This window comes from Erythrobacter litoralis (genome assembly GCF_029760855.1).
GTDB classification, from domain to species: Bacteria; Pseudomonadota; Alphaproteobacteria; order Sphingomonadales; family Sphingomonadaceae; genus Qipengyuania; species Qipengyuania litoralis_A.
The window spans coordinates 74,397-98,547 of sequence record NZ_SOSI01000002.1 but is presented as its reverse complement, the minus strand read 5'-3'; the positions used below and the strand labels follow the sequence as shown (position 1 = coordinate 98,547).

Annotated in this window: 23 protein-coding genes and 1 tRNA gene; 14 read left to right on the top strand and 10 right to left on the bottom strand. The window is 60.4% G+C overall.

The window, feature by feature from the left end; all coding sequences use genetic code 11:
* Window positions 1-23: 23 nt before the first annotated feature.
* Genes pip through E3U23_RS03375 form a run of 4 tightly spaced genes read right to left on the bottom strand, consistent with a single transcriptional unit; the run spans window position 24 to window position 5,279 of the window.
* Window positions 24-995, bottom strand: coding sequence for a prolyl aminopeptidase (gene pip / locus E3U23_RS03390; protein WP_279349796.1), 972 nt, complete (start codon window positions 993-995; stop codon window positions 24-26).
* Window positions 992-1,822 (bottom strand): phosphodiester glycosidase family protein, encoded by an 831-nt coding sequence (locus tag E3U23_RS03385; RefSeq protein ID WP_279349795.1) that lies wholly within the window; start codon window positions 1,820-1,822, stop codon window positions 992-994. The genes pip and E3U23_RS03385 overlap by 4 nt, the downstream gene beginning before the upstream one ends.
* Window positions 1,819-3,336, bottom strand: a complete 1,518-nt coding sequence (gene trpE / locus E3U23_RS03380; RefSeq protein ID WP_279349794.1) for an anthranilate synthase component I — start codon at window positions 3,334-3,336, stop codon at window positions 1,819-1,821. The genes E3U23_RS03385 and trpE overlap by 4 nt, the downstream gene beginning before the upstream one ends.
* Before the next feature lie 8 nt (window positions 3,337-3,344).
* On the bottom strand, window positions 3,345-5,279 hold the full coding sequence (locus E3U23_RS03375) for a peptidyl-prolyl cis-trans isomerase (protein WP_279349793.1): 1,935 nt from the start codon (window positions 5,277-5,279) through the stop codon (window positions 3,345-3,347).
* A gap of 209 nt (window positions 5,280-5,488) precedes the next feature.
* Between E3U23_RS03375 and tpiA the strand changes: the two genes are divergently transcribed.
* The 3 genes from tpiA to E3U23_RS03360 all read left to right on the top strand — a co-directional run bounded on the left by tpiA (window position 5,489) and on the right by E3U23_RS03360 (window position 8,425).
* Window positions 5,489-6,250 carry a triose-phosphate isomerase gene (gene tpiA / locus E3U23_RS03370; RefSeq protein WP_279349792.1) on the top strand — a complete coding sequence of 254 codons (762 nt, stop codon included), beginning with the start codon at window positions 5,489-5,491 and terminating at the stop codon, window positions 6,248-6,250.
* Between the two features lie 77 nt (window positions 6,251-6,327).
* Window positions 6,328-6,696, top strand: coding sequence for a preprotein translocase subunit SecG (gene secG, locus E3U23_RS03365; RefSeq protein WP_279349791.1), 369 nt, complete (start codon window positions 6,328-6,330; stop codon window positions 6,694-6,696).
* 94 nt (window positions 6,697-6,790) lie between these two features.
* Window positions 6,791-8,425 (top strand): CTP synthase, encoded by a 1,635-nt coding sequence (locus E3U23_RS03360; protein WP_279349790.1) that lies wholly within the window; start codon window positions 6,791-6,793, stop codon window positions 8,423-8,425.
* A gap of 286 nt (window positions 8,426-8,711) precedes the next feature.
* Here E3U23_RS03360 and E3U23_RS03355 read toward each other — a convergent pair whose 3' ends face one another.
* The gene (locus E3U23_RS03355; RefSeq protein ID WP_279349789.1) at window positions 8,712-9,179 is read right to left on the bottom strand and encodes an Hsp20 family protein; all 468 of its coding nucleotides are present in this window, start codon (window positions 9,177-9,179) and stop codon (window positions 8,712-8,714) included.
* Between the two features lie 159 nt (window positions 9,180-9,338).
* Here E3U23_RS03355 and grxC point away from each other — a divergent pair, with 159 nt between their 5' ends.
* The 4 genes from grxC (at window position 9,339) to E3U23_RS03335 (ending at window position 10,995) form a co-directional block, all read left to right on the top strand.
* A complete protein-coding gene (gene grxC, locus E3U23_RS03350) occupies window positions 9,339-9,596 on the top strand; it encodes a glutaredoxin 3 (protein ID WP_279349788.1) in 258 nt (85 codons plus the stop codon).
* Window positions 9,597-10,415 (top strand): carbon-nitrogen hydrolase family protein, encoded by an 819-nt coding sequence (locus E3U23_RS03345; RefSeq protein WP_279349787.1) that lies wholly within the window; start codon window positions 9,597-9,599, stop codon window positions 10,413-10,415.
* A complete protein-coding gene (locus E3U23_RS03340; protein WP_279349786.1) occupies window positions 10,412-10,879 on the top strand; it encodes a DUF1178 family protein in 468 nt (155 codons plus the stop codon). Before E3U23_RS03345 ends, E3U23_RS03340 begins: the two co-directional genes overlap by 4 nt.
* A gap of 39 nt (window positions 10,880-10,918) precedes the next feature.
* Window positions 10,919-10,995, top strand: a tRNA-Arg gene (locus E3U23_RS03335).
* A 15-nt stretch (window positions 10,996-11,010) separates the two neighbouring features.
* Here E3U23_RS03335 and E3U23_RS03330 read toward each other — a convergent pair.
* The 3 genes from E3U23_RS03330 to hppD all read right to left on the bottom strand — a co-directional run bounded on the left by E3U23_RS03330 (window position 11,011) and on the right by hppD (window position 13,641).
* Window positions 11,011-11,889, bottom strand: a complete 879-nt coding sequence (locus E3U23_RS03330) for a mechanosensitive ion channel family protein (RefSeq protein WP_279349785.1) — start codon at window positions 11,887-11,889, stop codon at window positions 11,011-11,013.
* Between the two features lie 61 nt (window positions 11,890-11,950).
* Window positions 11,951-12,523, bottom strand: coding sequence for a VOC family protein (locus tag E3U23_RS03325; RefSeq protein ID WP_279349784.1), 573 nt, complete (start codon window positions 12,521-12,523; stop codon window positions 11,951-11,953).
* The gene (gene hppD, locus E3U23_RS03320) at window positions 12,520-13,641 is read right to left on the bottom strand and encodes a 4-hydroxyphenylpyruvate dioxygenase (RefSeq protein WP_279349783.1); all 1,122 of its coding nucleotides are present in this window, start codon (window positions 13,639-13,641) and stop codon (window positions 12,520-12,522) included. The genes E3U23_RS03325 and hppD overlap by 4 nt, the downstream gene beginning before the upstream one ends.
* A gap of 137 nt (window positions 13,642-13,778) precedes the next feature.
* Here hppD and E3U23_RS03315 point away from each other — a divergent pair, with 137 nt between their 5' ends.
* From E3U23_RS03315 to E3U23_RS03290, 6 genes are all read left to right on the top strand, one after another.
* Window positions 13,779-14,945, top strand: coding sequence for an acyl-CoA dehydrogenase family protein (locus tag E3U23_RS03315; RefSeq protein ID WP_279349782.1), 1,167 nt, complete (start codon window positions 13,779-13,781; stop codon window positions 14,943-14,945).
* Between the two features lie 53 nt (window positions 14,946-14,998).
* Entirely contained in the window at window positions 14,999-15,313 is a 315-nt protein-coding gene (locus E3U23_RS03310; protein ID WP_279349781.1) for an FtsB family cell division protein, read from the top strand.
* Between the two features lie 111 nt (window positions 15,314-15,424).
* Complete coding sequence (gene pdhA, locus E3U23_RS03305; protein WP_279349780.1) at window positions 15,425-16,495, top strand: pyruvate dehydrogenase (acetyl-transferring) E1 component subunit alpha; 1,071 nt, start codon at window positions 15,425-15,427, stop codon at window positions 16,493-16,495.
* 3 nt (window positions 16,496-16,498) lie between these two features.
* A complete protein-coding gene (locus tag E3U23_RS03300; RefSeq protein ID WP_279349779.1) occupies window positions 16,499-17,881 on the top strand; it encodes a pyruvate dehydrogenase complex E1 component subunit beta in 1,383 nt (460 codons plus the stop codon).
* 27 nt (window positions 17,882-17,908) lie between these two features.
* On the top strand, window positions 17,909-18,556 hold the full coding sequence (locus E3U23_RS03295; protein WP_279349778.1) for a squalene/phytoene synthase family protein: 648 nt from the start codon (window positions 17,909-17,911) through the stop codon (window positions 18,554-18,556).
* 36 nt (window positions 18,557-18,592) lie between these two features.
* Window positions 18,593-19,066 (top strand): hypothetical protein, encoded by a 474-nt coding sequence (locus E3U23_RS03290; protein ID WP_279349777.1) that lies wholly within the window; start codon window positions 18,593-18,595, stop codon window positions 19,064-19,066.
* Here the strand turns inward: E3U23_RS03290 and trmFO are convergent, their stop codons facing one another.
* Window positions 19,067-20,434, bottom strand: a complete 1,368-nt coding sequence (gene trmFO / locus E3U23_RS03285; RefSeq protein ID WP_279349776.1) for a methylenetetrahydrofolate--tRNA-(uracil(54)-C(5))-methyltransferase (FADH(2)-oxidizing) TrmFO — start codon at window positions 20,432-20,434, stop codon at window positions 19,067-19,069.
* 71 nt (window positions 20,435-20,505) lie between these two features.
* Here trmFO and E3U23_RS03280 point away from each other — a divergent pair, with 71 nt between their 5' ends.
* Window positions 20,506-21,168, top strand: coding sequence for a lysoplasmalogenase (locus E3U23_RS03280; protein ID WP_279349775.1), 663 nt, complete (start codon window positions 20,506-20,508; stop codon window positions 21,166-21,168).
* A gap of 1 nt (window position 21,169) precedes the next feature.
* On the opposite strand, the gene gyrA is transcribed toward E3U23_RS03280, so the two are convergent.
* Window positions 21,170-24,010, bottom strand: a complete 2,841-nt coding sequence (gene gyrA / locus E3U23_RS03275) for a DNA gyrase subunit A (RefSeq protein ID WP_279349774.1) — start codon at window positions 24,008-24,010, stop codon at window positions 21,170-21,172.
* Window positions 24,011-24,151: the final 141 nt, after the last annotated feature.

Sequence of the window (24,151 nt, the reverse complement as noted above, 5' to 3'; positions counted from 1 at the left end):
GAAATGGACCGGGTCTGAAGAAGCTATTGACCGCTAGCGGGTTTTCCAGCGAGCTTGTCGGTCGCGCGCACCAGGCCATCGACGATGCCGGGCTCACTCGCACTGTGCCCCGCGTCGTCTACGATCCATAACTCGGCTTGCGGCCAAACCTTCGTCAGATCATAGGCGGAGACCGCCGGAGTGCAGATGTCGTGCCGGCCCTGGACGATTATGCCCGGAATTTCCGCGATTTTGTCCGCGTTTTTGAGCAGTTGCGCCTCGTCGAGCCAGAAGTTCTCGAGGAAATACTTCGCAGCGATCCGCGCCATCGGGACCGCTTTCGATGGATCGGCGAAATCTTCGATCAACGCCGAGTTCGGCAGCAGGGTGGCGACATGCCCCTCCCACATCGACCAGGCGACCGCCGCTTCGTTGCGCGTGGCTTCATCGTCCGAAACGAGGCGACGGTAATATGCTTCCACAAGGTTATCGCGATCCGCTTTGGGTATGACCGAAACGAACTCATCCCATGCTTCGGCCATGATTTCGCTCGCGCCGTAGGAATAGAGCCAGTCCTTTTCCTTCTGACGGGCGAGGAAAACTCCGCGCAGAACGAGTTCGCTGACACAGTCGGGATGCGTCTGCGCATAGGCGAGTGCCAGCGTCGCCCCCCAACTTCCGCCGAATACCTGCCATTTCTCGTGCCCGGCCATTTCGCGCAGGCGCTCGATATCCGCGACGATCGACCACGTCTCGTTCGCTTCCAATCCGGCGAAGGGTGTCGATTTGCCACATCCGCGCTGATCGAACAGGATGATATCGTAAAGCGCCGGATCCCACTGCCGGCGGTGCGAAGGGCTCATGCCGCCGCCCGGGCCGCCATGCAGGAAAACTGCGGGCTTTGCTCCCTTGGTCCCGACACGTTCCCAATACAGCGAGTGACCATCGCCGACATCGAGCATGCCGGTATCGAAAGGTTCGATTTCGGGATAAAGGCCGCGGCGCTCTGTCGTCATTCTTCCGTCTCCTTGCGAACGGCATAAACGATAGGGCCGATGGGCGCGCCCCCGTCGAGCCGGTCGGTTGCCGGGTTCCACAGTGCCGAAACGTTTCCATCGAGATAGAGGGCGTTAGGCGTTTTCAGCTCGTCGCGCATGAAACGCGCAAGTTTGCCGAACGACAGAGGCCCGTTCGAGATGACGAAATGCGCGCGCCCTTTTTCGTCGATGCCGACTGCATTGCGCACGAGCTTGGAAGGACCATCGGCCTGAATGTCGGGATGGATCGCGCCATCGATCACCAGCATCGGGCCCGATTGCGTCCCGAACTCCGGACGCTCCGTGACATTAGACAGGAAGGAGTCAGTCGAACGAATTTCCCACGTGTCGCCCGTGCCGTAGAAGACCCCATTGGGCTTCATATGGAAATTGCCCTCGCCATCGGCCGTGTTGAGTTCATGCAGGCGATCGGAATTCTCTACGAAATAGCCGATCGGATTGCCGTCATCATCGAACATTCCGGCGTTCATCGCAAAGGCGATCCGACCTTCGCCGCGAGCCTCTGCGAACGCGGCGAGACTGCGATAGGGCGCTCCGCCATCCGGCCCGAGATCCATGGCCAGTCTGTGGCGTGAAGGAATGGCGAGGCAGTGGGTCAGCGGCGAATTTTCGAAGATGATCGAGCGACAGGCGGATTGCACTTCCGGCGAGACGCCCGGGGCCGAGGCTTGGGTAACCGGCGAAGCCTGCCCGTCGATCCGCGCGCGCGTTACCGGCTCGCCTTCGCCATCGGCGTCGCATGCGGTCAGCATGAGAAGGGCAGAAAGAAGCGTAATTCGGATCATAGACTTCCTTCCGGCGTAGCCGCGAGCCTAACGGCTTCCCGCGCCGCGGCAAACAGGGCCCCGGCTTTCGCTTCGCATTCCCGCTGCTCGTAGGCCGGATCGCTATCGGCGACAATTCCCGCTCCGGCCTGCACATGCATCGTGCCGTCCTTTATCACCGCCGTTCGAAGCACGATGCAACTGTCGATCGAACCATCGGGTCCGAAATAGCCGACGCCCCCGGCATATGGTCCGCGTGAGACTGGCTCAAGTTCGGCGATGATTTCACATGCGCGAAGTTTCGGTGCCCCGCTTACCGTACCAGCCGGGAACCCCGCGAACATGGCGTCGATCGCGTCATGCGCTTCGGATAGCTTGCCGCTCACTTCGCTGACGATATGCATGACGTGACTGTACCGCTCGACCGTAAAGCTCTGCGTCACCCCGACGGTGCCGCGCTCTGCCACCCGGCCGACATCGTTTCGACCGAGGTCCAATAGCATGAGATGCTCCGCGCGTTCCTTCGCATCGTCGAGGAGTTCGCGCTCGTTCCGGTCATCTTCCTCGGCGTTCCTACCCCTCGGACGTGTGCCGGCGATCGGCCTGATGGTAACATCGCCGTCGCGGACCCGCACAAGAATTTCGGGACTCGATCCGACGACGGCGAACCCCGGAAAATCGAGAAAGAACATGAACGGGGAAGGATTGACGCGGCGCAATGCGCGATAAAGCGCCATCGGTGACAGCGTGAAAGGCGTCGTGAATCTCTGCGACAGCACGACTTGAAAAATGTCCCCCGCCGCGATGTACTCCTTGGCGTGTAAAACCATGTCGCGATACCGGTCGGCGGATAACGCGTGAGTTTGGGCGATTTCTACCTGCTCTGCAGCTTCCGGTTCGAGCGAAGACGAACGACCCGTTTTCAGGCGGTCGACGACTTCCTGAATGCGCCTCCCGGCCAGATCGATGGAGGCTTGGGCAAGGCCTTCTTTCGGCCAGATCGGAACCACGCAATAAAGCGTATCGGCCAATCCATCGAAAACCAGAAGAACTGTCGGACGCATGAAGAGCATGTCCGGTATGTCGAGAGGGTTTTCCTCACGCCGTGGGACTTTCTCTACGAGGCTAATGGTTTCGTATCCGAAATATCCGACGAGCAGGGGGAGGGCAGGCGGCAACGCCTCATCTACCTCTGTGCGACATTCTTCCAGCAGGGATCGAAGGCTTTTCAACGATCCCATTGTTGACGGCCGGAAGGCGCCCTTATCGGTCTGCCACGACCGGTTAATGTGCGCCTGATCCCCATCTGCACGGAAGACGAGGTCGGGGTCGAGGCCAAGGATCGTGTAACGACCCCGCGTTTCCCCGCCCTCGACGGACTCGAGCAAAAAGTCTCCGCGGCCCTCTTCCATGAGCTGCGATGCAGCTCCGACGGGCGTGACGGTGTCGCTCACCACCTTGCGCCAAACTAAAGCGGGCTGCCCTCGTTCGAATGCTTCCAGCGCCGCATCGCTTCCGCCCAACGAAGATGACATTGAGGGTCTCAGTTTTCGCCCAGAAGCTGCCGGCGGACGGCTTCGATCGCGTCCGCATTGCGCTCGACGCCGACATCGGCCTGCATGGCTGCGGCGAGTTGTTCCCCGTATTCACTGCCCCACGCCTGGCCCAGTTGGCGGTTGGCTTGGGCAATCAGGGGATCGCTATCATCCAGCCGATCGAGTTCGACGTCCTCGAGCTCGACGACGAACCACCCATTGTTCCGCGGAATCTCGAGCTTCTTTACCGATCCTTGCGCCATGCCGAAGAGCAGGGCGATCGGAGCCGGGACTTGCCGATCCCCCAACTGCGCCAATTCCTGTCGGCTGATATTCACATCGTCTATCGGAGGCAGAGTGACGTCCTCGCTCGCGAGGGCTTGCGAAAGGCTCGCTCCGGCTTCGACCTTCTTCACGATGCGGGCGGCGGCCTGTTCGGCGCGCTGCGCACCTGTGAGCTGTCGCCAATCGCGGATAACCTGATCCCGAATTTGTGCGAGCGGCGCCGTTGCAGACGGTGCAATATCTCCAACCTGATAAACGACATAGGACCCGCCGCCGGGAAGCGCTCCGATTTCAGGTTCGCCTTCCTCCATTTGGAAGGTCACGGGTATAATCTGTGCGAGGGCTTCGGGCGCGTTTTCCTGTCGGCCATATAATTGGCCATTCGCCAGAACAGGCGGCGTTCTCTGAACGCTCACACCCCGTTCCCTGGCGACTTCCGCGAGCGTCGCGCCGTCGGCCAACTGATCTTCGATTGAGATCGACAGATCGGATAGCAGTGCAACGCGCTTTTCTTCCCGAAGAGCAGTCACGATTTCATCGCGGGCCTGCGCCAGCGTTCGCGCCGGAGTCGTATCGACTGAACGAACCTGCGCGATATGCCACCCGAGAGGGCTGCGGGCAGGGGACGTAACCGCGCCCTGCGCAGCGGCGAAATAGGCGCTCGCAACGGCTTCCGAGGCCTGTTCACGTATGTCCGCGCGGCTCGCGTCGTTGACAGCCGTTGTCCGAAGGCCACCACCCTGAGCCGCTTGCGCTAAGCTGGTTCCCCCGCGAACGCGTTCCGCAATCGATTGCGCAGCCGCTTGGGTCGGCACGATCAACTGCGTGAAACTGCGGGTCTGGCTCGCCGCGTAACGCGCAGCGTTCTGGCGGAAGTACGCGGTGATTTCGGCGTCTGTCGGCTCTATCGCATCTCCGAGGCTCGATGCATCGAATAGCGCATACTCGATCACGCGACGCTCGGGGCGTACGAAGCGGGAGCGGTTTTCCTCGTAGAAAGCAGTCAACTGAGCATCTGTGGGCGCGCCGGTCGGGGCAAAGGCCTCGGCAGGCAAAAGCGCGACCGATCCTTCTCTGCGCTCTTTGAAGGACCGGGCGTAGGTTCGCGCGATCGATTCCGGGATCGTCGCACCGAAACCCGCGGGAATAAGCGTTTGCTGCGCGAGAAGGCTCGCTCCTAGCAATTCGCGAAGACGTTGGTCGGTCAATTGCTCTCGCGCGAGAAAAGCGCGGTAGCTGTTCTCGTCGAACGCCCCACTCGGCCCGGCGGCCGCCGGAATTTGCCTGATCTCGCTGTTCAGGAGATTGTCGCCAGCACGTAGACCGAAATCGCGGGTCCACTCAACCAATGCGATGCGGTTGATGAGACTGGCAAGCGCGTCATTCAACCCGTCGCCCGCCAGGAAGGTCTGCATCGTAGCGGTCGGATTTTCCTGCCGTACCCGCTCCAACTCTTCCGTCGCGGCGCGGGAAAGCTCGGCTGTCCCGATTTTCTCGTCGCCCACTACGGCCACCCTGTTTCCGCCGGCGACACCGCCGAACGCGCCCGTGCTGGACACGTCCATGCTGGCAAAGGCAAAGCCGATCAGGACCAGAAATGCCAGGACCAGCGCAAGGCCGATCTTGGTTTTGAAAAAATTACGGAAAAAGGTGAGCATGGGTTGCTTAAGGTTCCGATTTTCTGCTTAGGGCGCACCCGGTTCGGGGACTGCCGCGCGATTATGCGAACGGGCCTTTATCCTTCCTGCGGCCTGCCCGCAACAGGTCGCGGAAGGCTTTCGGAACATCGTCGTCTGATGACTGGCGAAGTCGGCAACGCGCTCTATATAGCGCCGAGCCGAACGGGCACGGAAATTGGGATTTGCTTATGGCCGAGCGGCCTTACATCGTTGGAAACTGGAAAATGAACGGCACGCGCGCGATGCTTTCCGAAGCGCGCGCGATCGATCGGGCAGCGCAGCGCTACATGAAGGTCGAGGTTGCCTTGGCGCCGCCTGCGACCTTGATCCACGCCGTGCATCGCGAAGCCGAACAGATCGGTATCGGCGCGCAGGATTGTCATCCAGGTGAAGCCGGGGCCCATACCGGCGATGTCTCGGCGGCAATGATTGCCGATGCCGGTGCGAAGTTCGTCATCCTCGGACATAGCGAGCGGCGGCAAGGGCATGGTGAAAGCGATGCGCTGATCGCCGACAAGGTGCAGAGCGCAATTGCGGCGGGACTTCGTGTCATCCTGTGCTGCGGCGAGAATGCGGAAACGCGCGATGCCGGCAAAGCGGAAGAGTTCGTACTCGGCCAACTGCGGGCCGCGCTACCCAAGATCGAGGATGCCGGTGATCGGCTCACGGTCGCCTATGAACCTATCTGGGCCATCGGCACCGGACGCGCTGCGAAGCCGTCCGATATCGAAGCGATGCATGGCGCGATCCGGGAATTGCTCGACGAGATGTACGGCGAGGCGGAAAGTGCCAAGATCCGTATACTTTACGGCGGCTCGGTCGATAGCAAGAATGCGCCGACCATCCTCGCTGTGCCTGAAGTCGGCGGCGCGCTCGTCGGTGGGGCCAGCCTGACGGCGGAGAAATTCCTCGGCATCGTCGTCGGCGGATCCGAGACGGTCGAGGCGTAACCCGCTTCCCTTGCCCATTTCGCCATCGCGCCCTAAATGCGCGGCTGAACACAATCCAACGCTCAGGCTAAAGCTTCATGTTCCTTTTTCTCACCGTCCTCCAGGCGATCGTTGGTGCCGCACTTGTCGGCGTCATCCTCATGCAGCGCTCCGAAGGCGGCGGGCTCGGGATCGGGGGCAGCCCTTCCGGCATGCTTGGCGCACGGGGTGCGGCGGATTTTCTGACCCGGTCGACCAAATGGCTGGCGGTTCTGTTCGTCGTCCTTTCGATCCTATTGGCAGCGATCGCGGTCGAGACCGGCGATACGACGTCGATCGAATCCACGCTCGACCGGTCGACCTTGCCTGTTCAAACGGCCGATCCTCTCGGCGGCCCAGCGGCGGCTCCGGCCGAGACGGCTCCCACCCCGGCCGATGACGACCCGCTGGGCGACGTCACCAACTGATCGTTCTAAATTGTCGGAAGCTGTGGACTGCGTGCGTTTCGCGGCACGCAGGGGCTTGCGGCATCGTACCCTCTTTCCTTAAGGCGCGACTCCCATGGCGCGGTATATTTTCATCACCGGCGGCGTGGTTTCCTCGCTCGGTAAAGGTCTCATGGCGGCATCGCTTGCGGCGCTCTTGCAGGCGCGTGGCTACAAGGTGCGCATTCGCAAATTCGATCCGTATCTGAACGTCGATCCGGGCACGATGAGCCCGTATCAACACGGCGAAGTGTACGTGACCGACGATGGCGCCGAAACCGATCTCGATCTCGGCCATTACGAGCGCTTCACCGGCGTTTCCGCGCATCAGGGCGACAATGTAACCTCAGGCCGCGTCTATCGCGACATCATCGCGCGCGAGAGGCGCGGCGATTATCTCGGGGCGACAGTCCAGGTCGTGCCGCATGTTACCGACGCCATCAAACAGTTCGCGCTGGCGGACCAGAGCGACCACGACTTCATCCTGTGCGAGATCGGCGGTACGGTCGGCGACATCGAAGGCCTGCCCTTCATGGAAGCTATCCGGCAGCTTCGGAACGAGCTCGAGCCGATGCAAACGCTGAGCGTCCACGTCACACTCGTGCCGTATATCGCGGCGGCGGGCGAGCTAAAGACCAAGCCGACGCAGCACTCGGTCCGCGAACTTGCGAGCCTCGGCATCAAGCCGGACGTTCTCCTGTGCCGCGCGGAACATCCCATTCCGCATTCCGAACGGCGCAAGATCGCGCAATTCTGCAACGTTCGCGCAGAGGCCGTCATCCCCGCTCTCGACGCGTCTTCGATCTATGCCGTCCCGCTGCAATATCACCGGGAAGGGCTCGATACCGAAGTGTTGCGCGGTTTCGGCATTACCGATGCGCCCGAACCCGATCTCTCCCGCTGGTACGACGTCATGGATCGCCATTCCAACCCGGAAGGCGAAGTCACCATCGGTGTCGTCGGGAAATATGTCGGCCTGCAAGATGCCTACAAATCGCTTAACGAAGCGCTGATCCACGGAGGGATGGCGCACCGTGTCAAGGTCAACGTGAAATGGATCGATGCGGAAATCTTCGAGCAGGACGATAGCGATATCGCCGCGCAGTTGGAGCCGATGCACGGCATTCTCGTGCCTGGCGGTTTCGGCGAGCGTGGATCGGAAGGCAAGATCGCGGCAGTTCGGTTTGCCCGCGAGCGGGGCGTGCCCTTCTTCGGCATCTGCCTCGGCATGCAAATGGCCTGTATTGAGAGCGCGCGTTCGGCAGGGTTCGGGGCGGCATCATCGACGGAGTTCGGTCAGACCCAAGAGCCGGTGGTCGGCGTAATTACGGAATGGATGACCGCCGAGGGTTTGGAAACGCGGGAGGCCGACGGCGATCTTGGTGGCACCATGCGCTTGGGAGCGTACAAGGCGGCGCTCGCGCCGGACAGCAAAGTATCCGCAATTTACGGCGGCGAGACCGAGATATCCGAGCGGCATCGTCACCGGTACGAGGTAAACAGCCACTATATCGAGGCGATGGAAAAAGATGGCCTCATGTTTTCAGGCATGTCGCCCGACGGCCTCTTGCCGGAGATCGTGGAACGGCCCGAGCACCCCTGGTTCGTAGGTGTACAGTTCCATCCCGAACTGAAGAGCAAGCCGTTCGAGCCGCATCCCTTGTTCGCGGAATTCATCGGCGCTGCGTTAAATCAGGAACGCCTCGTCTGACATTTTTTGGGCTTGGAACTTCGTTTGTAGGCAACAATAGCATTGCTTGCTTGGACAAGAGCGACAAAAATATTCCCAAGCTTTATCTTTTGATAAGACTGCGCCATAGTGTTCAAAGGTGGGCATTCAGATCAAAATTCATTCGGCCTGCTGGTACACGAGCTTGCTCCGAACCCGGTCGTCTTCTGCGACCCGGACGGCCGAATCCGGAGCTCGGCGGCGCTAGACGTCGCGAGGGCGAGACCACCAAGGTGGGCTCGCCCTCTATCCTATGAGCATCTAGCTTTTATGCAGCTTCGGTCTCATCGTCGTCTTTCACGATTTCGAGGGGTTTTTGCCCGCCGATCGCGATCTTCTTCGGACGCATCGCCTCGGGCACTTCACGTACCAAATCGATGACGAGCAAACCGTCGCGAAGGTCGGCATTCTGCACACGGACATAATCCGCCAGTTCGAAGCGACGCTCGAACCCGCGATTGGCGATGCCGACATGCAGCAATTCGCCTTCGGGTTCTTCGTCGCGCTTGCGACCCTGAACGGTCAAAAGGTTCTGCTGCGCGGTAATGTCGAGGTCGCCGGGGCGAAAGCCTGCAACGGCAAGCGTGATGCGGTAATCGTCATCACCGCGCCGCTCGATATTGAAGGGCGGATAATTATCGCCACCCGCATTGCGGGCCTGGCGTTCCATCAGATCGAATAGCCGATCGAACCCGACGGTTGAGCGGCGATAGGGTGTAAAGTCCATACGGTTCATCGTTACAAATCCTCTGTTTGAGCAATTTGAAATCCCGGAACCCATACTGGCATTCCGGACCGACGAGGTCGGCAATGAAAAGATAATTTCGCCGGTCAGGCTTTCAAGCCTTTCGCGCATCCGATATGGCGCCGACCCAAACGAAAGGTACGACCGATCATGCCGCATATTGATATCTATACGAAATTTGGCTGCGGATACTGCGCACGGGCGAAACGCCTCCTCGACGAGAAGGGCGCACAATACGAGGAGCACGACATCACCATGGGCGGGCCGGACAGGGACGCCATGCTGGAACGTGCACCGCAGGCCCGTACAGTTCCCCAGATCTTTATCGGCGACCGTCATGTCGGCGGGTCGGACGATCTGGCCGCTCTCGAACGCTCGGGCGAACTCGACACATTGCTGGCGAGCTGAATGACTCGCATCGCTGTTTTGCAGATGACGTCCGGCATCGATCCGGATGAGAATTCTGCTACGATCAGCGGCGCAGCCGAGCGGGCGGACGGCGAGGGCGCGGCGATGCTCTTCACTCCGGAAATGTCTGGACTTCTGGACAGGGATCGTGGGCGTGCTGCCGGCCGGATCGTCGATGAGGGCAATGATCGTACGCTGGCCCGGGCGCGTGAGGATGCCGCGCGGTTGGGTCTCTGGATCTGCCTTGGTTCGCTAGCTGTCGCCGTAGGCGACCGTTGGGCTAATCGCTCCTTCGTTATAGATGCCAAAGGCGATATCGCCGCGCGATACGACAAGATTCATATGTTCGACGTCGATCTGGAAAGCGGGGAGAGTTGGCGGGAGTCCAACGCTTACCAAGCCGGGGCAGAGGCCGTCACCGTCCAAACGCCAATCGGCAAGCTCGGATTGGCGGTTTGTTACGACTTGCGCTTCCCGGCTCTTTTCGACGCGCTGGGGCAGGCACACTGCGACGCCATATCGATCCCAGCCGCCTTCACGGTTCCGACGGGGCGCGCGCATTGGCACGTATTGCAGCGGGCGCGCGCAATCGAGGCGAGTGCGTTCGTGATTGCGGCCGCACAATCCGGCCATCACCAGGATGGACGCGAGACGTTCGGACATAGCCTGGTGATCGATCCTTGGGGCGAGGTGGTGTTGGACATGGGTACGAAAGCCGGCCTGTCTTTTGCGGAAATCGACCCGCAACGAACCGAAAAGGCGCGGCGGCAGGTTCCCAGCCTTGCCAATCGCCGCCCGATCGCAAGTTCGGCGCAATGATCGTTTTCGACCTCGTCTGCCCTGACGATCATCGGTTTGAAGGCTGGTTTTCGTCCTCTGCGGATTTCACCGAGCAGGGGGATCGTGGGCTTCTCACTTGTCCAGTATGCGGCGCTGCCGACATTCGCAAAGCGCCCATGGCTCCCGCCGTCTCAACGCGGGTATCGGAGAGACAGGGCACGACCGACAGCGCCAGAGGAAAGCAGGTTGCAAATATCGAGCTTCCCGCGGAACTCAAAGACGCATTCGCCAAAATTGCGAAGGTTCAGGCCGAAGCGCTGAAGAAAAGTACCTGGGTCGGTAAGAAATTCGCCGAAGAAGTGCGCTCGCAGCATTACGGCGAAAAGGACGAGGCCCCTGTGCACGGCAAAGCGACGAAAGAGGAAGCCGCGTCGCTGGCCGAAGAAGGCATCGCCATCGCACCGATCCTGTTCCCGATGGCCGATCCCGACGAACTCAACTGATTGCTCTCGCCGCGCGAGCCGTTATAGCCGGACCCGGCCGCGCCCGTAGCTCAGTAGGATAGAGCATCGGATTCCTAATCCGGGGGCCACAGGTTCGAATCCTGTCGGGCGCACCATTCCCTTCGAGCGTTTTAAGGCGTCGGCTTGTTCTGCTGACCGATCTGGCTGACCGGCACCGTTTCCTTGAAGGTGTGCGTGACGTAAGGGAAGGGGATCTCGATACCCGCATCGTCGAGCGCAGCCTTGATCGCGCGGACGACCTTGTCCTTGCTTTCCCACCCGGCTCGCGGAGTCGAACCAGCCCACCAGCGCACAAGGAAATCGACCGAGCTGGAATTGAATTCCTGCGCAAAGATATCGATGCCCTTGCTGGCGAGAACGTCGTCCACCTCTTCGACCGACCGGCGAATAACGTCGGCGGCATGATCGAGATTGGTGTCGTAGGATACACCGACGACGACCTCATGCCGGCGCTGGTCAACGTCGGTGAGGATTTCGACCGGATTTTTGAACAGGATGGAATTCGGCACGACGGTCAATTCGCCTGACAGGCGGCGAACGTGGCTTTCACGCAAGCTGATATGTTCTACCTTGCCGGTGATGCCCTGGCATTCGATGACGTCACCGATACGCATCTTCTCGCGCACCATGATGAGGACGCCGGCGAGGAAATTTTCAAAGATGTCCTGGAAAGCGAAACCGATCGCGACCGCGCCGATGCCGAGACCTGCTAGCAGGCTGGCAGGCGTGAGATCGGGCATTACTACGACGGCAGCGATGAACAGGCCGATGACCCAGATGGCCAGCTTCACGACCGTATCGATCAGGTTCTTGAGGCTAGGCCGGATATCCGTTTTTCCGACAAGCATGTCGGACAGCTTCGTCGCAAAGCGCGCGACGATCCACGTCAGCAAGATGACAAAAAGCGCAATTGCGAAGCTGGGCAAGGCGGCAACAAACCCCGTGGCCATGCCCTGCAATTGGTCGCGCAAAGTTGCGATGTAATTCACCGTCCAGTACCCTCCGTGTTGCACCTGCTAACGTTGCGCGGCGGCGCGGGTTCCGCAAGGTTTACTTGGCAGCGCGTTCCTTGCGCGCGATCTCATGCAGCCAATCTGCATGGCGAGGCGCCTTCTTCGTCTCGCTCCATTCTTCGAGCATCGGCATCGCCACCCGTTTCAATTCGGCATACTGCTCATCGGTACCGATATCGGCGGCGAGTTCGACGCGGTGTCCGTTCGGATCGAAGAAGTAGATCGACTTGAAAATGCCGTGATGGGTTGGCCCGAGCACGTCGATGCCGAGGCTCTCGACATGGGTCTTTGCCGCCAGCAATTCATCTTCGCTGCCAACCTTGAATGCGAGATGCTGTACCCATTTCGGCGTATTCTCGTCCCGCCCCATATCCTTCTGATTGGGCAGTTCGAAAAAGGCGAGGATATTGCCGTTTCCGGCATTGAGGAAGACGTGCATATACGGATCGTATTCCCCGGTAGAGGGCACATGGTCCTCGCTAAAGGCGCTGGTATATTCCATGCCCAGCACGTCGCGGTACCATTCGACCGTTTCCTTGGCATCCTTGCAGCGATAGGCCGCATGGTGGACGCCGCCGAGCTTGACCGGGTGGGAGGACTGATCGTTCATTCGGCCGGCTCCTTCTCGACGCTCTTCGCTTCGTCCACGCTCAGCGTGCCGCGCTTAATCTGGTCGCGCTCCATGCTTTCAAACAGGGCCTTGAAATTGCCTTCGCCAAAGCCTTCGTCGCCCTTGCGCTGGATAAATTCGAAGAACACGGGGCCGACTTGCGCCTCCGCGAAAATCTGGAGGAGCAGGCGTGGCTGTCCGCCTTCGGTCGTACCGTCGAGCAGGATGCCCCGCGCCTTCAACTCATCGACCGGTTCGCCGTGATCGGGCAGGCGTTCGGGAAGCATCTCGTAATAGGTTTCCGGCGGCGCGGTCATGAAGGGCACGCCGAATTCCTTCAGCCGGTCCCAAGCCTTGACGAGATCGTCGCAGATGAGAGCGATGTGCTGGATGCCTTCGCCGTTGAATTCCTTCAGGAATTCCTCGATTTGACCCTTGCCGCCTTCGCCTTCTTCATTAAGGGGAATGCGGATTTTCCCATCGGGAGCGGTCAGCGCTTTGGAGGTCAATCCGGTATATTCGCCCTTGATGTCGAAGAAGCGGATTTCACGGAAGTTGAACAGCGTCTCGTAATAGTCCGCCCAGTACTTCATTCGCCCATTATAGACGTTATGCGTGAGGTGATCGATGACGTCGAAGCCCGCGCCTTCGGGATGCCGCTCGACGCCTTCGCGATATTCGAAATCGATATCGTAAATCGACAAGCCTTCGCCGTCTTCGCTCTCGTAGCGGTCGATCAGATAGATGATTGCGTTGCCGATCCCGCGAATGGCCGGAATGCGCAGTTCCATCGGGCCGGTCTCGACGGTCACGGGCTCGGCCCCGCGCGCCAACAGTTCTTCATAGGCTTTCGCCGCGTTCTTCACGCGGAAGCCCATGCCGCAGGCCGACGGACCGTGTTCGCGCGCGAAGAACCACGCGGCGCTTTTCGGTTCGTAGTTGAGGATGAGGTTGATCTGGCCCTGTCGCCACAGCTGCACGTCCTTGCTGCGGTGATCGGCAACGTGTGTAAAACCCATGGCTTTGAAGACCGGCTCGACCATTCCGCGCTCCGGAGCGCAGAATTCGACGAATTCGAAGCCATCGAGGCCGATCGGGTTTTCGAAAAGGTCGGGCATGTTTATCCTCTATCTTGGTTGGTTACATTAGTAACTAAATAGGTGGCGTCACGTCGAATGTCAAGAATCCAACGGGCCGCACCATCTGCCAGTTCCGGCGGATTGCGCCCTAATGCCGCTCGGTCCATGGTAGCCCGATGGATGCTGTAAAACCTTCCGAACGCCATTCCGACATTCGCGATGCGGTGCGCCAGGTATGTCGCGATTTTCCGGCCGAATACTGGCGTGCGAAAGATCGCGAGCGCGCCTACCCGACGGAGTTCGTTCGCGCGATTACCGAAGCCGGTTTTCTTGCTGCGTTGATCCCGGAAGAATTCGGCGGAAGCGGGCTCGGCCTCGATGCGGCCTGCGCCATCATGGAGGAAATTCAGGCAAGCGGTTGCAACGGCGCCGCCGCCCACGCGCAGATGTATGTAATGAATACCCTGCTACGCTACGGATCGGACGAGCAGAAAAATACCTATCTTCCCGGAGTGGCAAGCGGCGATTTGCGGCTTCAGGCATTCGGCGTCTCTGAACCGACCAGCGGTACGGACACGCTCAGCCTCCAGACCTTCGCAAGGCGCGATGGCGAGGAATACGTAATCGACGGTCAGAAGATCTGGACCAGCCGGGCGGAGCATTCCGACCTTATGGTGCTGCTTGCGCGGACCACACCTCGCGACGAGGTCGAGAAGAAGACCGAAGGTTTGTCGCTCTTTCTCGTGGATATGCGCGAAGCGGTCGGCAACGGTATGACGATCAAGCCGATCCGCACGATGATGAACCATTCGACCACCGAGATTTTCTTCGATGGCCTGCGCATACCCGCCTCGGCTTTGATCGGCGAGGAGGGGAAGGGCTTCCGCTATATCCTCTCGGGCATGAATGCCGAACGCATTCTCATCGGCGCGGAATGCATCGGGGATGCGAAATGGTTCATCGACAAGGCCAGCGCCTATGCCGGCGATCGCTCGGTCTTCGCACGCCCCATCGGCGCGAACCAAGGCGTACAGTTCCCGATCGCGCGTTGCTATGCGCAGATGTGCGCCGCCGAATTAATGGTCCACCATGCCGCTGCCCTCTACATGGAGGCCGGCAATGCAGGGGCGGAGGCTAACATGGCCAAGATGCTCGCCAGCGAAGCGAGCTGGGCTGCCGCCGATATGTGCGTCCAGACCTTCGGCGGCTTCGGCTTCGCCGAGGAATACGACGTCGAGCGCAAGTTTCGCGAAGCGCGCCTATACACGGTCGCCCCCATCAGCACGAACCTCATCCTAAGCTACCTGGCCGAACACGTTCTCGGTCTGCCGCGCTCCTACTGAGCTTCGCCGTTTTCGTCTTGCTAACCATACCGGTTTGTGGCTGATATGCGGGCATGGGACGGAAGGGCAGATATCGTAATCGCGCGAACGGCAAACTGCTGCGCCGGACGGCCGTCGGCGCGTTGCTTCTGATGGGCGGGATTGCCGTCGCCGGACCGTCGGGTTTGCTTGCGTGGAGCGACAACCTGCGGACGCTCGATCAGCGCAAGGCGCAACTTGCCGCGATCGAACACGACCGCACGGCGCTCGAGAACAAGGTCGCCCTTTTGGACCCCGATCATGCCGATCCGGATATGGTCGGGGAATTGCTGCGCAGCCAACTCAATGTCGTCCATCCCGACGAGGTCGTCGTCAAGCTCGACGACTAGCCTGCGGACGCGCGCTTTCCGTAAGGGTTTTTCGTATGCATGGTTGTTGCGCAGCACTTGCCGCTGTGCCTATAGCCGCGCGACATCTTGACGAGATAAGGACACCATCCCTTGGCCAAAGCCCCGGCAAATAACGATCCTGCACTTTCCGAGCAGGATCAGGATTTCGCGCTGCGCTCGCTTCAGGAAAGCTTCGAGCAGAACAAGCGCTACGATGCCAGCAAGGAAGAAATGCTGCGCTTCTACGAGCAGATGCTGCTCATCCGCCGGTTCGAGGAACGGGCTGGCCAGCTCTACGGCCTTGGCCTGATCGGGGGCTTTTGCCACCTTTATATTGGGCAGGAAGCGGTCGCGATCGGTCTGCAAAGCGCGCTCGACAACGACACGGACAGTGTGATCACCGGTTACCGCGATCATGGCCACATGCTTGCCTACGGCATCGATCCCAAGATCATCATGGCTGAACTGACCGGGCGACAGGCCGGCATATCCAAGGGCAAGGGCGGCTCGATGCACATGTTCAGCACCGAGCATAAGTTTTACGGCGGCCACGGCATCGTTGGCGCGCAGGTCGCGCTGGGTGGCGGCCTGGCGCTCGCACACCAGTATAACGACGATGGCGGCCTGTGCCTTGCGTACTTCGGCGACGGGGCAGCAAACCAGGGGCAGGTCTACGAAACGATGAATATGGCTTCGCTGTGGAAGCTGCCGATCGTCTTTGTGGTCGAGAACAATCAGTACGCTATGGGCACTGCAGTCAAGCGCAGCTCGGCCGAAACGGAATTCTACCGCCGTGGTACCGCGTTCCGCATCCCCGGCATGAATGTCAACGGCATGGACGTGCTCGAAGTGCGCGCCGCCGCCGAAACCGCCTTCGCCCACGTGCGAGAGGGCAACGGTCCGGTGTTAATGGAATGCAGCACCTATCGCTATCGCGGGCATTCGATGTCCGATCCGGCGAAATACCGTACGAGGGAAGAAGTGCAGGATTATCGCGAGCATCGCGATCCGATCGAGGGTCTGAAAAAGACGCTGATCGAACAGGGCAGCAATGAAGACGATCTGAAAGCGATCGACAAGGAGATCCGCGCTCGTGTTTCCGAAGCTGCGGACTTCGCCGAGAACTCGCCCGAGCCGGAACCGGCGGAATTGTACACCGACGTTCTGGTGGAGGAGTATTGAGCCATGGCGATCGAACTCAAAATGCCCGCGCTCTCTCCCACCATGGAAGAGGGCACACTTGCCAAGTGGCTGAAATCGGAAGGTGACGAGATCGTTGCCGGCGACATCATCGCCGAGATCGAGACCGACAAGGCGACGATGGAATTCGAAGCGGTGGACGAGGGCACGCTCGGCAAGATCCTGATCGAGGAAGGTACCGAAGGCGTAAAGGTCGGCACCGTCATTGCGATGCTGGCGGGCGAGGGCGAGGATGCCTCCGACCTCGAAGCGCCTTCTTCTGCTTCGACCGACGAGGTGTCCGGCGAAGGCAAGGATGTTGGTCAGGCGGAAAGCGAAGCCGAGATCACGAAGCCCGAAGCGCAGGCTCGCCCGTCCGACCCCAAAATCCCCGATGGCACGAATATGGCGACCGTCAGCGTCCGCGAAGCCTTGCGCGATGCGATGGCCGAAGAAATGCGCCGCGATGAGCGCGTATTCATCATGGGCGAGGAAGTCGCGCAGTACCAAGGCGCCTATAAAGTGACGCAGGGTTTGCTCGACGAGTTTGGCCCGAAGCGCGTGATCGATACGCCGATCACCGAATACGGGTTCGCCGGCATCGGCACCGGTGCTGCGATGGGCGGCTTGCGCCCGATCGTTGAATTCATGACGTTCAACTTCGCAATGCAGGCGATCGACCACATCGTGAACTCCGCCGCGAAAACGAACTACATGTCGGGCGGCCAGATGCGCTGCCCGGTCGTGTTCCGTGGCCCCAACGGCGCGGCAAGCCGGGTGGGCGCGCAGCACAGCCAGAACTATGGGCCATGGTATGCCAGCGTTCCTGGCCTGATCGTCATCGCGCCTTACGACAGCTACGATGCGAAGGGCCTGATGAAAGCGGCCATTCGCTGCGAGGACCCCGTGGTCTTTCTCGAGAACGAACTTGTCTACGGCCGCAGCTTCGAATTGCCCGAACTGGACGATCACGTGCTTCCCATCGGCAAGGCGCGGATCGTACGCGAGGGCGACGACGTGACCATCGTGACCTATTCCATCGCGGTCGGTCTGGCGCTCGAAGCGGCGGAGGAACTGGCAGGCGAGGGGATCGAAGCCGAAGTGATCGACCTTCGCACGCTGCGCCCGCTCGATCATGAGACAATTCTGGAATCGCTGAAGAAGACCAACCGTCTAATCATCGCCGAGGAAGGCTGGCCAACCTGCTCGATCGCGTCCGAGGTGACGGCGATCTGCATGGAGCAGGGCTTCGATTATCTCGATGCGCCGGTCACCCGGGTTTGCAACGAGGACGTACCTCTGCCCTATGCCGCCAATCTGGAGAAGCTGGCGTTGATCGACAGTGAGCGGATCGTGAATGCGGCGAAGAAGGTGTGCTATCGCGACTGACCGAGAGTATACTGGTCCGCGAGCAAAATGAGCGATCTTACCGACGAATGCGACGAGCTCGGCAAACTCGCGGTTACCCTCGCGCCGGTCGGCTTGCGTGAAACATTCGCCGCGGCCTTCGCCCTCGACCACCGCCTGTCGCGAATAGCTACGAACGCCAAAGAGCCGATGCTCGCGCAAATCCGTTTGGCGTGGTGGCGCGACCGGTTGGGTGAGGACGTCGAAGCCCGGCCACGGGGCGATATCGTGCTGGACGCGATCGGGCGATCGTGGCGCGGAGAGGAAAGTTGTCTTCGCGATCTTGTGGACGGGTGGGAGCAAGCGATCGGCGAGGCGCCCGGCTCGCCGGCAGCCGAGGCTCTCGGCAGCGGGCGTGCATCTACATTCGCGAGCCTGTCACGGCTTGCTGGATTTACCGACGCTCAGCGCGATGCTGCTTTTCACGGCCATGTGTGGGGGCAGGCGACAGTTGCTCTTGTTTCGGAAGCCCGACCGCAGATCGCAGCAGAGTACGTACGCAAAAGAAATAGCCTGCCGGTTCTGCCGCGAGCGCTTCGCCCTATTGCCCTTATCGGGCAACTATCGGCTCGCGCCTTGAAGCGCGGGGGAAAACCTTTGCTCGGAGACCGGCTGAGTCCGCTCGTGGCGGCGCGTATCGCCGCTGTGGGGCGTTGACCAAACCTTTACGCAGGCTGGCGTAGTGCTGCCTGCATGCCTCGCGGGATCGTTCTGGGCGCAGTCGGCGCATTGACCCTGACCGGGGTCGGCATGTTCTGGTGGCAGGGCAGGGCGGAAGTCGAGAACGCTGCGCCTCCGCCAGGCTTCGTGCCGTATGCTCCCGACAAGGTGGATCCGGAGTTATTGCCGGTTGCCGATGTCTCGGACCTGCGCGGCCCCGCGCCGCCCGAAGCGACTGAGCTGACCAAGGAAGAGCAGCGGTTCTTCCGCTACGACCGCAATCGCGACCGGCGAATCACGCGTTCCGAAATGCTTTCGACCCGAAGCGACGCATTCCGCAAGCTCGACAAGGATGGCAACAACTTGCTCGACTTCGAGGAGTGGGCGGTCACGACGGTCGAGAAATTCGAAGGCGCGGATGCGGACGGCGACCGCGAGCTTACGCCACGCGAATTTGCGACAACCAAGCCGAAGCCCGCGAAGAAGAAACCGCGCTGCGCCTGCTGATTACGCGGCGAGCGCCAAGGCGCCGTGCAGCCATTCGCCGAAATCGCTTTTCGCGCGCGAGGTATAGGCTTCCTTGCGTTGCTTCTTCGGCACGTCGTGAAGGGGCGGAAAAAGCCCGAAATTGACATTCATGGGCTGGAAGGTCTCCGCTTCCGCATCCCCCGTTATATGTGCCAGCAGCGCTCCGCAGGCGGAGGTACGCGGCGGAGGCGACCAGCTTCGGCCCGCCAGCTCGCTCGCCGCCATCAGGCCGGTGAGCAGACCGACCGCCGAGCTTTCGACATAGCCTTCACAACCGGTGATCTGTCCGGCGAAGCGAATGTTCGGCGCATTCTTCAAACGCAGTTGCCGGTCCAGCACGATCGGGGAATTGAGGAAGGTGTTGCGATGCAAACCTCCAAGCCGCGCGAATTCGGCATTCTGCAGCCCCGGGATCGTGCGAAACAGATCGACCTGCGCGCCGTATTTCATTTTCGTCTGGAAGCCGACCATGTTCCATAGCGTGCCGAGCTTGTTGTCCTGACGCAGCTGCACCACTGCATAGGGCCATCGCCCTTGCGGAAATTCCGGTGTCGTATCGCGAGGATTGTCCAGCCCGACGGGTTTCATCGGACCGTAGCGCAGCGTCTCGACGCCGCGTGCCGCAATGACTTCGATCGGCATGCATCCGTCGAAATAGGGCGTATCGGCTTCCCATTCGCGGAACTCGGTCTTTTCCGCATCCAGTAAGCCTTGGTGGAAGGCGAGATACTCGTCCTTCGTCATGGGGCAATTGATGTAATCGCCTTCCTCGTTCGACGCTTCCGTGCGCTTGTTCCAGCGGGACTGGATCCAGCAAATGTCCATATCGATGCTGTCGCGGTGCACGATCGGCGCAATGGCGTCGAAGAAAGCGAGCCGGTCCTGCCCCGTCGCCGCGACAATGCTTTCCGCAAGCGTTTGCGCCGTGAGCGGGCCAGTGGCAATGATCGCGGGTTGGTCGGACGGTAGGGCATCCACGCGCTCCCGAACGACCGTGACATTGGGATGCTCGATAAGCGCGCGCTCGACCGCAGCAGAGAACACATCGCGGTCCACTGCCATGGCGGAACCTGCCGGAACACGTGCCTCTTCGCCCGCACGCATGACCAGACTGTCCATCCGCCGCATTTCGTGGTGCAGCAGACCAACCGCGTTCTTCTCATCGTCGTCGGAGCGGAAGCTGTTCGAGCATACGAGTTCGGCCAACCCGCCCGTCTGGTGGGCAGGGGTCGTCTCGCCGCTGCCGCGCATTTCGGAAAGCCGGACTTTGAAGCCGCGCTGTGCGAGTTGCCACGTCGCTTCGCTGCCGGCCAGACCGCCGCCGACTATTTGTATGTCATGTACCATGGCGCGCACCTAGGCCTTGCACGGGGGGCGCTTCAAGCCCTAGCGGTTCGCGCGAAACAAGGAATGCATTCATGCCGCGTCGCGCCTTGGCCGAACACCGGCCTTATCTTTTGCTGAGCCTGATTGCGGGCATATCCTACTACTTCGTAGTGGACGATCCGATCGGCGGGCTCTGGCTCATGCTATGGAAGGGGCTCGCCGTCGGCTTTCTCGCCCTCTACGCTGCGCATCGCGGGCTTGGGCGGGACAGCATGCTATTGAGCGTCGTATTCGCGCTAGCCGCGCTCGGTGACGTAATGCTGGACGTCAGCCTTCTTTATGCCGGCATTCTATTCACGCTCAGCCATAGCACTGCCATCATTTTGTACATACGGAACCACCGTGAGAAGACGACGGTGAGCCAGAAGCTCGTTGCCGTTGCCTTTATTTTTCTCGTGCCGGCTATCGCGTTATTTCTCACGCTTTCTTCTTCGAACGCGATCCCGGCGACCGCCTATGCCGCCCTGATTGGCGCGATGGCCGCAGGTTCCTGGACAAGCCGGTTCCCGCGTTATCGCGGCGGCGTAGGCGCGGCGCTGTTCGTTGCCAGTCACCTCCTGATCATCGCACGCGAAACGAACCATGTTCAGGCAGACACTGCAAACCTCTTCATCTGGCCGCTCTATTTCGTAGGCCAGTTCCTGATCGCCACCGGGGTGGTGCAAACGATCAGGAAAAGTCGCAACGTGGATTAACTCAGCCGCCCGGTTCGTCGTCCATATTTCGGTCGGAATGCGCGGTCGTGTGAGGGGTGGTGGCGGTCAGGCCGCCACGCGCGGCGATCTCATCGGCCACCTTTTCTTCCGCTTCGTTCTCGGGTTCCTCGGTCTCATCGATCAGGGCCGCGCCGACAATCGTCTCGTTCTTACCGACGTTGAAGATGCGTACGCCCGAAGAGCCGCGACCCGAAATGGAGTAACCCGAATGATTGTCGAACCCGCCATCGACCATATGGCGGAAGTCGATCGGCAAGCGAATGAGCTTAGCCTGATCGGTCACCAACATGAGCTGCGAGCCGTGCTTCACCGGGAAGCTGGCGACGACGGGGCCGTTGCGATCAGGATTGCTCGACGGTTCGCCGATATTGGTCAGTCCCTGGCCGCCACGGCCAATCGTGCGGTATTCGTAAGATGACGAAATCTTGCCATATCCGCGTGCGGTTAGGGTGAGGATAAATTCTTCCTCGCTTTCCATTTCCGCCGCAAGATCGGGGTCGATCGAGTGCTCGGTGTCGTTGTTTTTCCAGACGGCCGCCCGAAGATAGGCATCGCGCGTTTCGGTATCGCCCTTGCCTTCGTCGAGGACCGCCATCGAGACGACCTTCTGCCCGTCTTTCAACTTCATACCACGCACACCGATGCCGGTGCGGCTCTTGGTTTCACGGGCATCGCTGGCGGAGAAACGAATTGCCTTGCCGGCATCGGAGGCGAGGAAGATTTCCTGCCCTTCGCTAAGCAGCTTCACACCAATCAGCCTGTCGCCACTGCCTTCGACGAACCCCATGGCGTATTTGCCGTTCGAAGGAACATTGGTGAACGAATCCATCGAATTGCGGCGGACCATACCCTGTTCGGTCGCGAACACGATATTGAGATCGGCCCATTCGCCTTCGTCTTCGGGTAAGGGAAGAACGTTGGTCACGCGCTCCTCGTCGCCGAGCGGTAGAAGATTGACCATCGGGCGGCCCTTAGTCTGCGGACCGCCTTCGGGCAGCTTCCAGACTTTCAGGCGATAGACACGGCCCGTGTTCGTAAAAAACAATACTGGGTTATGGGTCGAAGTTACGAACAGTTCGACAACCGCATCTTCGTCCTTCGTCGCCATGCCGCTGCGGCCTTTGCCGCCGCGTGCCTGCGCCCGGAAGGTATCGAGCGGGGTGCGCTTGATGTAGCCGCCGTGCGTGACGGTGACGACCATGTCCTCGCGCTCAATCAGGTCTTCATCTTCTAGACCGTCCCATGCCGGCGCGATCTCTGTGATGCGCGGTGTAGCATAAGTCGAGCGGATTTCCTCAAGCTCTTCGCGCATGACGCCGTAAAGCTTCACCCGGTCGGCGAGAATGGAAAGGTATTCTTCGATCGCAACCGAAAGCTCTTTCAGTTCGTCGCCGATCTCGTCGCGGCCCAGGGCCGTCAGGCGGTGGAGGCGAAGGTCAAGGATCGCCTTCACCTGCCGCGCGGAAAGCCGATAGGTTCCGCCATGCTCTTCGTCGCTCGGCTCTATGGCTTCCACCAGCGCGATATATTGCGCAATGTCGCCGATGGGCCATTCTTTGGCGAGCAGCTTGGCACGCGCGTCAGCCGGATTGGAGGCCCCGCGGATCATCGCGACCACTTCGTCGAGGTTCGACACCGCAACCACGAGGCCGAGCAAGATATGCGCCCGATCACGTGCCTTGTTGAGCTCGTATTTCGTGCGGCGGGTTATGACTTCTTCGCGAAAAGCGATGAACGCCTGCACGAATTCGCGCAGGGTAAGCGTTTCAGGGCGGCCGCCGCGAATGGCGAGCATATTTGCGGGGAAACTTGCCTGCGCCGGGCTGTATCGCCAGATCTGGTTCAGCACGACTTCGGGCGAGGCGTCGCGTTTCAAATCGACGACGACGCGAACGCCTTCGCGCGAGGATTCGTCGCGAATGTCGCTGATCCCCTCGATCCGCTTTTCTTTTGCGGCTTCGGCGATCTTCTCGACCAAAGAGTTCTTGCCGACCTGGAACGGGATCGAGGTCAGCACGATGGAGCGGCGGTCGTTGCGCCCGGTCTCGATGTCGTGCCGCGCGCGCATCAGGATCGAGCCGCGCCCGGTGGTGTAAGCGGCGCGCGCACCGGATTTGCCTAGGATCAGCGGCGCAGTCGGGAAATCTGGGCCCGGAATGATTTCGAACAGTTCTTCGCTGGTAATAGCCGGATTGTCGATGAAGGCGAGACAGCCGTCGATCACTTCGCCGAGGTTATGCGGCGGGATATTGGTCGCCATACCGACAGCGATGCCGCCTGCCCCGTTGACCAGCAAATTTGGGAAGCGAGCCGGAAGAACCGTCGGCTCCTGCCGCGATTGGTCGTAATTATCGACGAAATCGACCGTATCCTTGTCGAGATCGTCGAGTAGCGCATTGGCAACGCGCGCCAACCGCGCCTCGGTATAACGCATGGAGGCCGGCGGATCGGGGTCCATGCTGCCGAAATTGCCCTGACCGTCGATCAGCGGCACCCGCATCGACCAGTCCTGCGTCATCCGCGCGAGCGCGTCGTATATCGCCGCGTCGCCGTGCGGGTGATAGTTGCCCATGACGTCGCCAACGATTTTGGCGCTCTTGCGATAGGGCCGTCCGGCGACGAAGCCGCCTTCCTGGCTGGCGAAGAGGATGCGGCGATGTACAGGCTTCAACCCGTCGCGCACATCGGGCAAAGCGCGGCTCACGATCACGCTCATCGCGTAATCGAGATAGCTCGTCTTCATTTCATCGACGATATCGATGCGGGCGTAATGGCCGCCTTCGGGGGCGGGGGGATCGAGAACTTCGGTTTCGTCGGCCAAGATTGGATGTCCGTAACTTGGTTTGATTTATGCGGGAGGGTCTAGGCTATCACGAGGCATCGTGCCACCGCGTATCGGGAACCAGATGATCGAGTGAAGCGCTTTTCCACACAATCGAGACTGGGTTAGTTGGAGTTCATG

Coding starts and splice junctions, on each gene's coding strand:
- trmFO (WP_279349776.1), bottom strand. CDS start 20,434: ATGGTACATGACATACAAATAGTCGGCGGCGGTCTGGCCGGCAGCGAA.
- E3U23_RS03280 (WP_279349775.1), top strand. CDS start 20,506: ATGCCGCGTCGCGCCTTGGCCGAACACCGGCCTTATCTTTTGCTGAGC.
- grxC (WP_279349788.1), top strand. CDS start 9,339: ATGCCGCATATTGATATCTATACGAAATTTGGCTGCGGATACTGCGCA.
- E3U23_RS03295 (WP_279349778.1), top strand. CDS start 17,909: ATGAGCGATCTTACCGACGAATGCGACGAGCTCGGCAAACTCGCGGTT.
- E3U23_RS03375 (WP_279349793.1), bottom strand. CDS start 5,279: ATGCTCACCTTTTTCCGTAATTTTTTCAAAACCAAGATCGGCCTTGCG.
- E3U23_RS03355 (WP_279349789.1), bottom strand. CDS start 9,179: ATGAACCGTATGGACTTTACACCCTATCGCCGCTCAACCGTCGGGTTC.
- E3U23_RS03340 (WP_279349786.1), top strand. CDS start 10,412: ATGATCGTTTTCGACCTCGTCTGCCCTGACGATCATCGGTTTGAAGGC.
- E3U23_RS03310 (WP_279349781.1), top strand. CDS start 14,999: ATGGGACGGAAGGGCAGATATCGTAATCGCGCGAACGGCAAACTGCTG.
- E3U23_RS03315 (WP_279349782.1), top strand. CDS start 13,779: ATGGATGCTGTAAAACCTTCCGAACGCCATTCCGACATTCGCGATGCG.
- E3U23_RS03360 (WP_279349790.1), top strand. CDS start 6,791: ATGGCGCGGTATATTTTCATCACCGGCGGCGTGGTTTCCTCGCTCGGT.
- pip (WP_279349796.1), bottom strand. CDS start 995: ATGACGACAGAGCGCCGCGGCCTTTATCCCGAAATCGAACCTTTCGAT.
- E3U23_RS03385 (WP_279349795.1), bottom strand. CDS start 1,822: ATGATCCGAATTACGCTTCTTTCTGCCCTTCTCATGCTGACCGCATGC.
- tpiA (WP_279349792.1), top strand. CDS start 5,489: ATGGCCGAGCGGCCTTACATCGTTGGAAACTGGAAAATGAACGGCACG.
- trpE (WP_279349794.1), bottom strand. CDS start 3,336: ATGTCATCTTCGTTGGGCGGAAGCGATGCGGCGCTGGAAGCATTCGAA.
- E3U23_RS03325 (WP_279349784.1), bottom strand. CDS start 12,523: ATGAACGATCAGTCCTCCCACCCGGTCAAGCTCGGCGGCGTCCACCAT.
- secG (WP_279349791.1), top strand. CDS start 6,328: ATGTTCCTTTTTCTCACCGTCCTCCAGGCGATCGTTGGTGCCGCACTT.
- hppD (WP_279349783.1), bottom strand. CDS start 13,641: ATGCCCGACCTTTTCGAAAACCCGATCGGCCTCGATGGCTTCGAATTC.
- E3U23_RS03300 (WP_279349779.1), top strand. CDS start 16,499: ATGGCGATCGAACTCAAAATGCCCGCGCTCTCTCCCACCATGGAAGAG.
- E3U23_RS03345 (WP_279349787.1), top strand. CDS start 9,597: ATGACTCGCATCGCTGTTTTGCAGATGACGTCCGGCATCGATCCGGAT.
- E3U23_RS03290 (WP_279349777.1), top strand. CDS start 18,593: ATGCCTCGCGGGATCGTTCTGGGCGCAGTCGGCGCATTGACCCTGACC.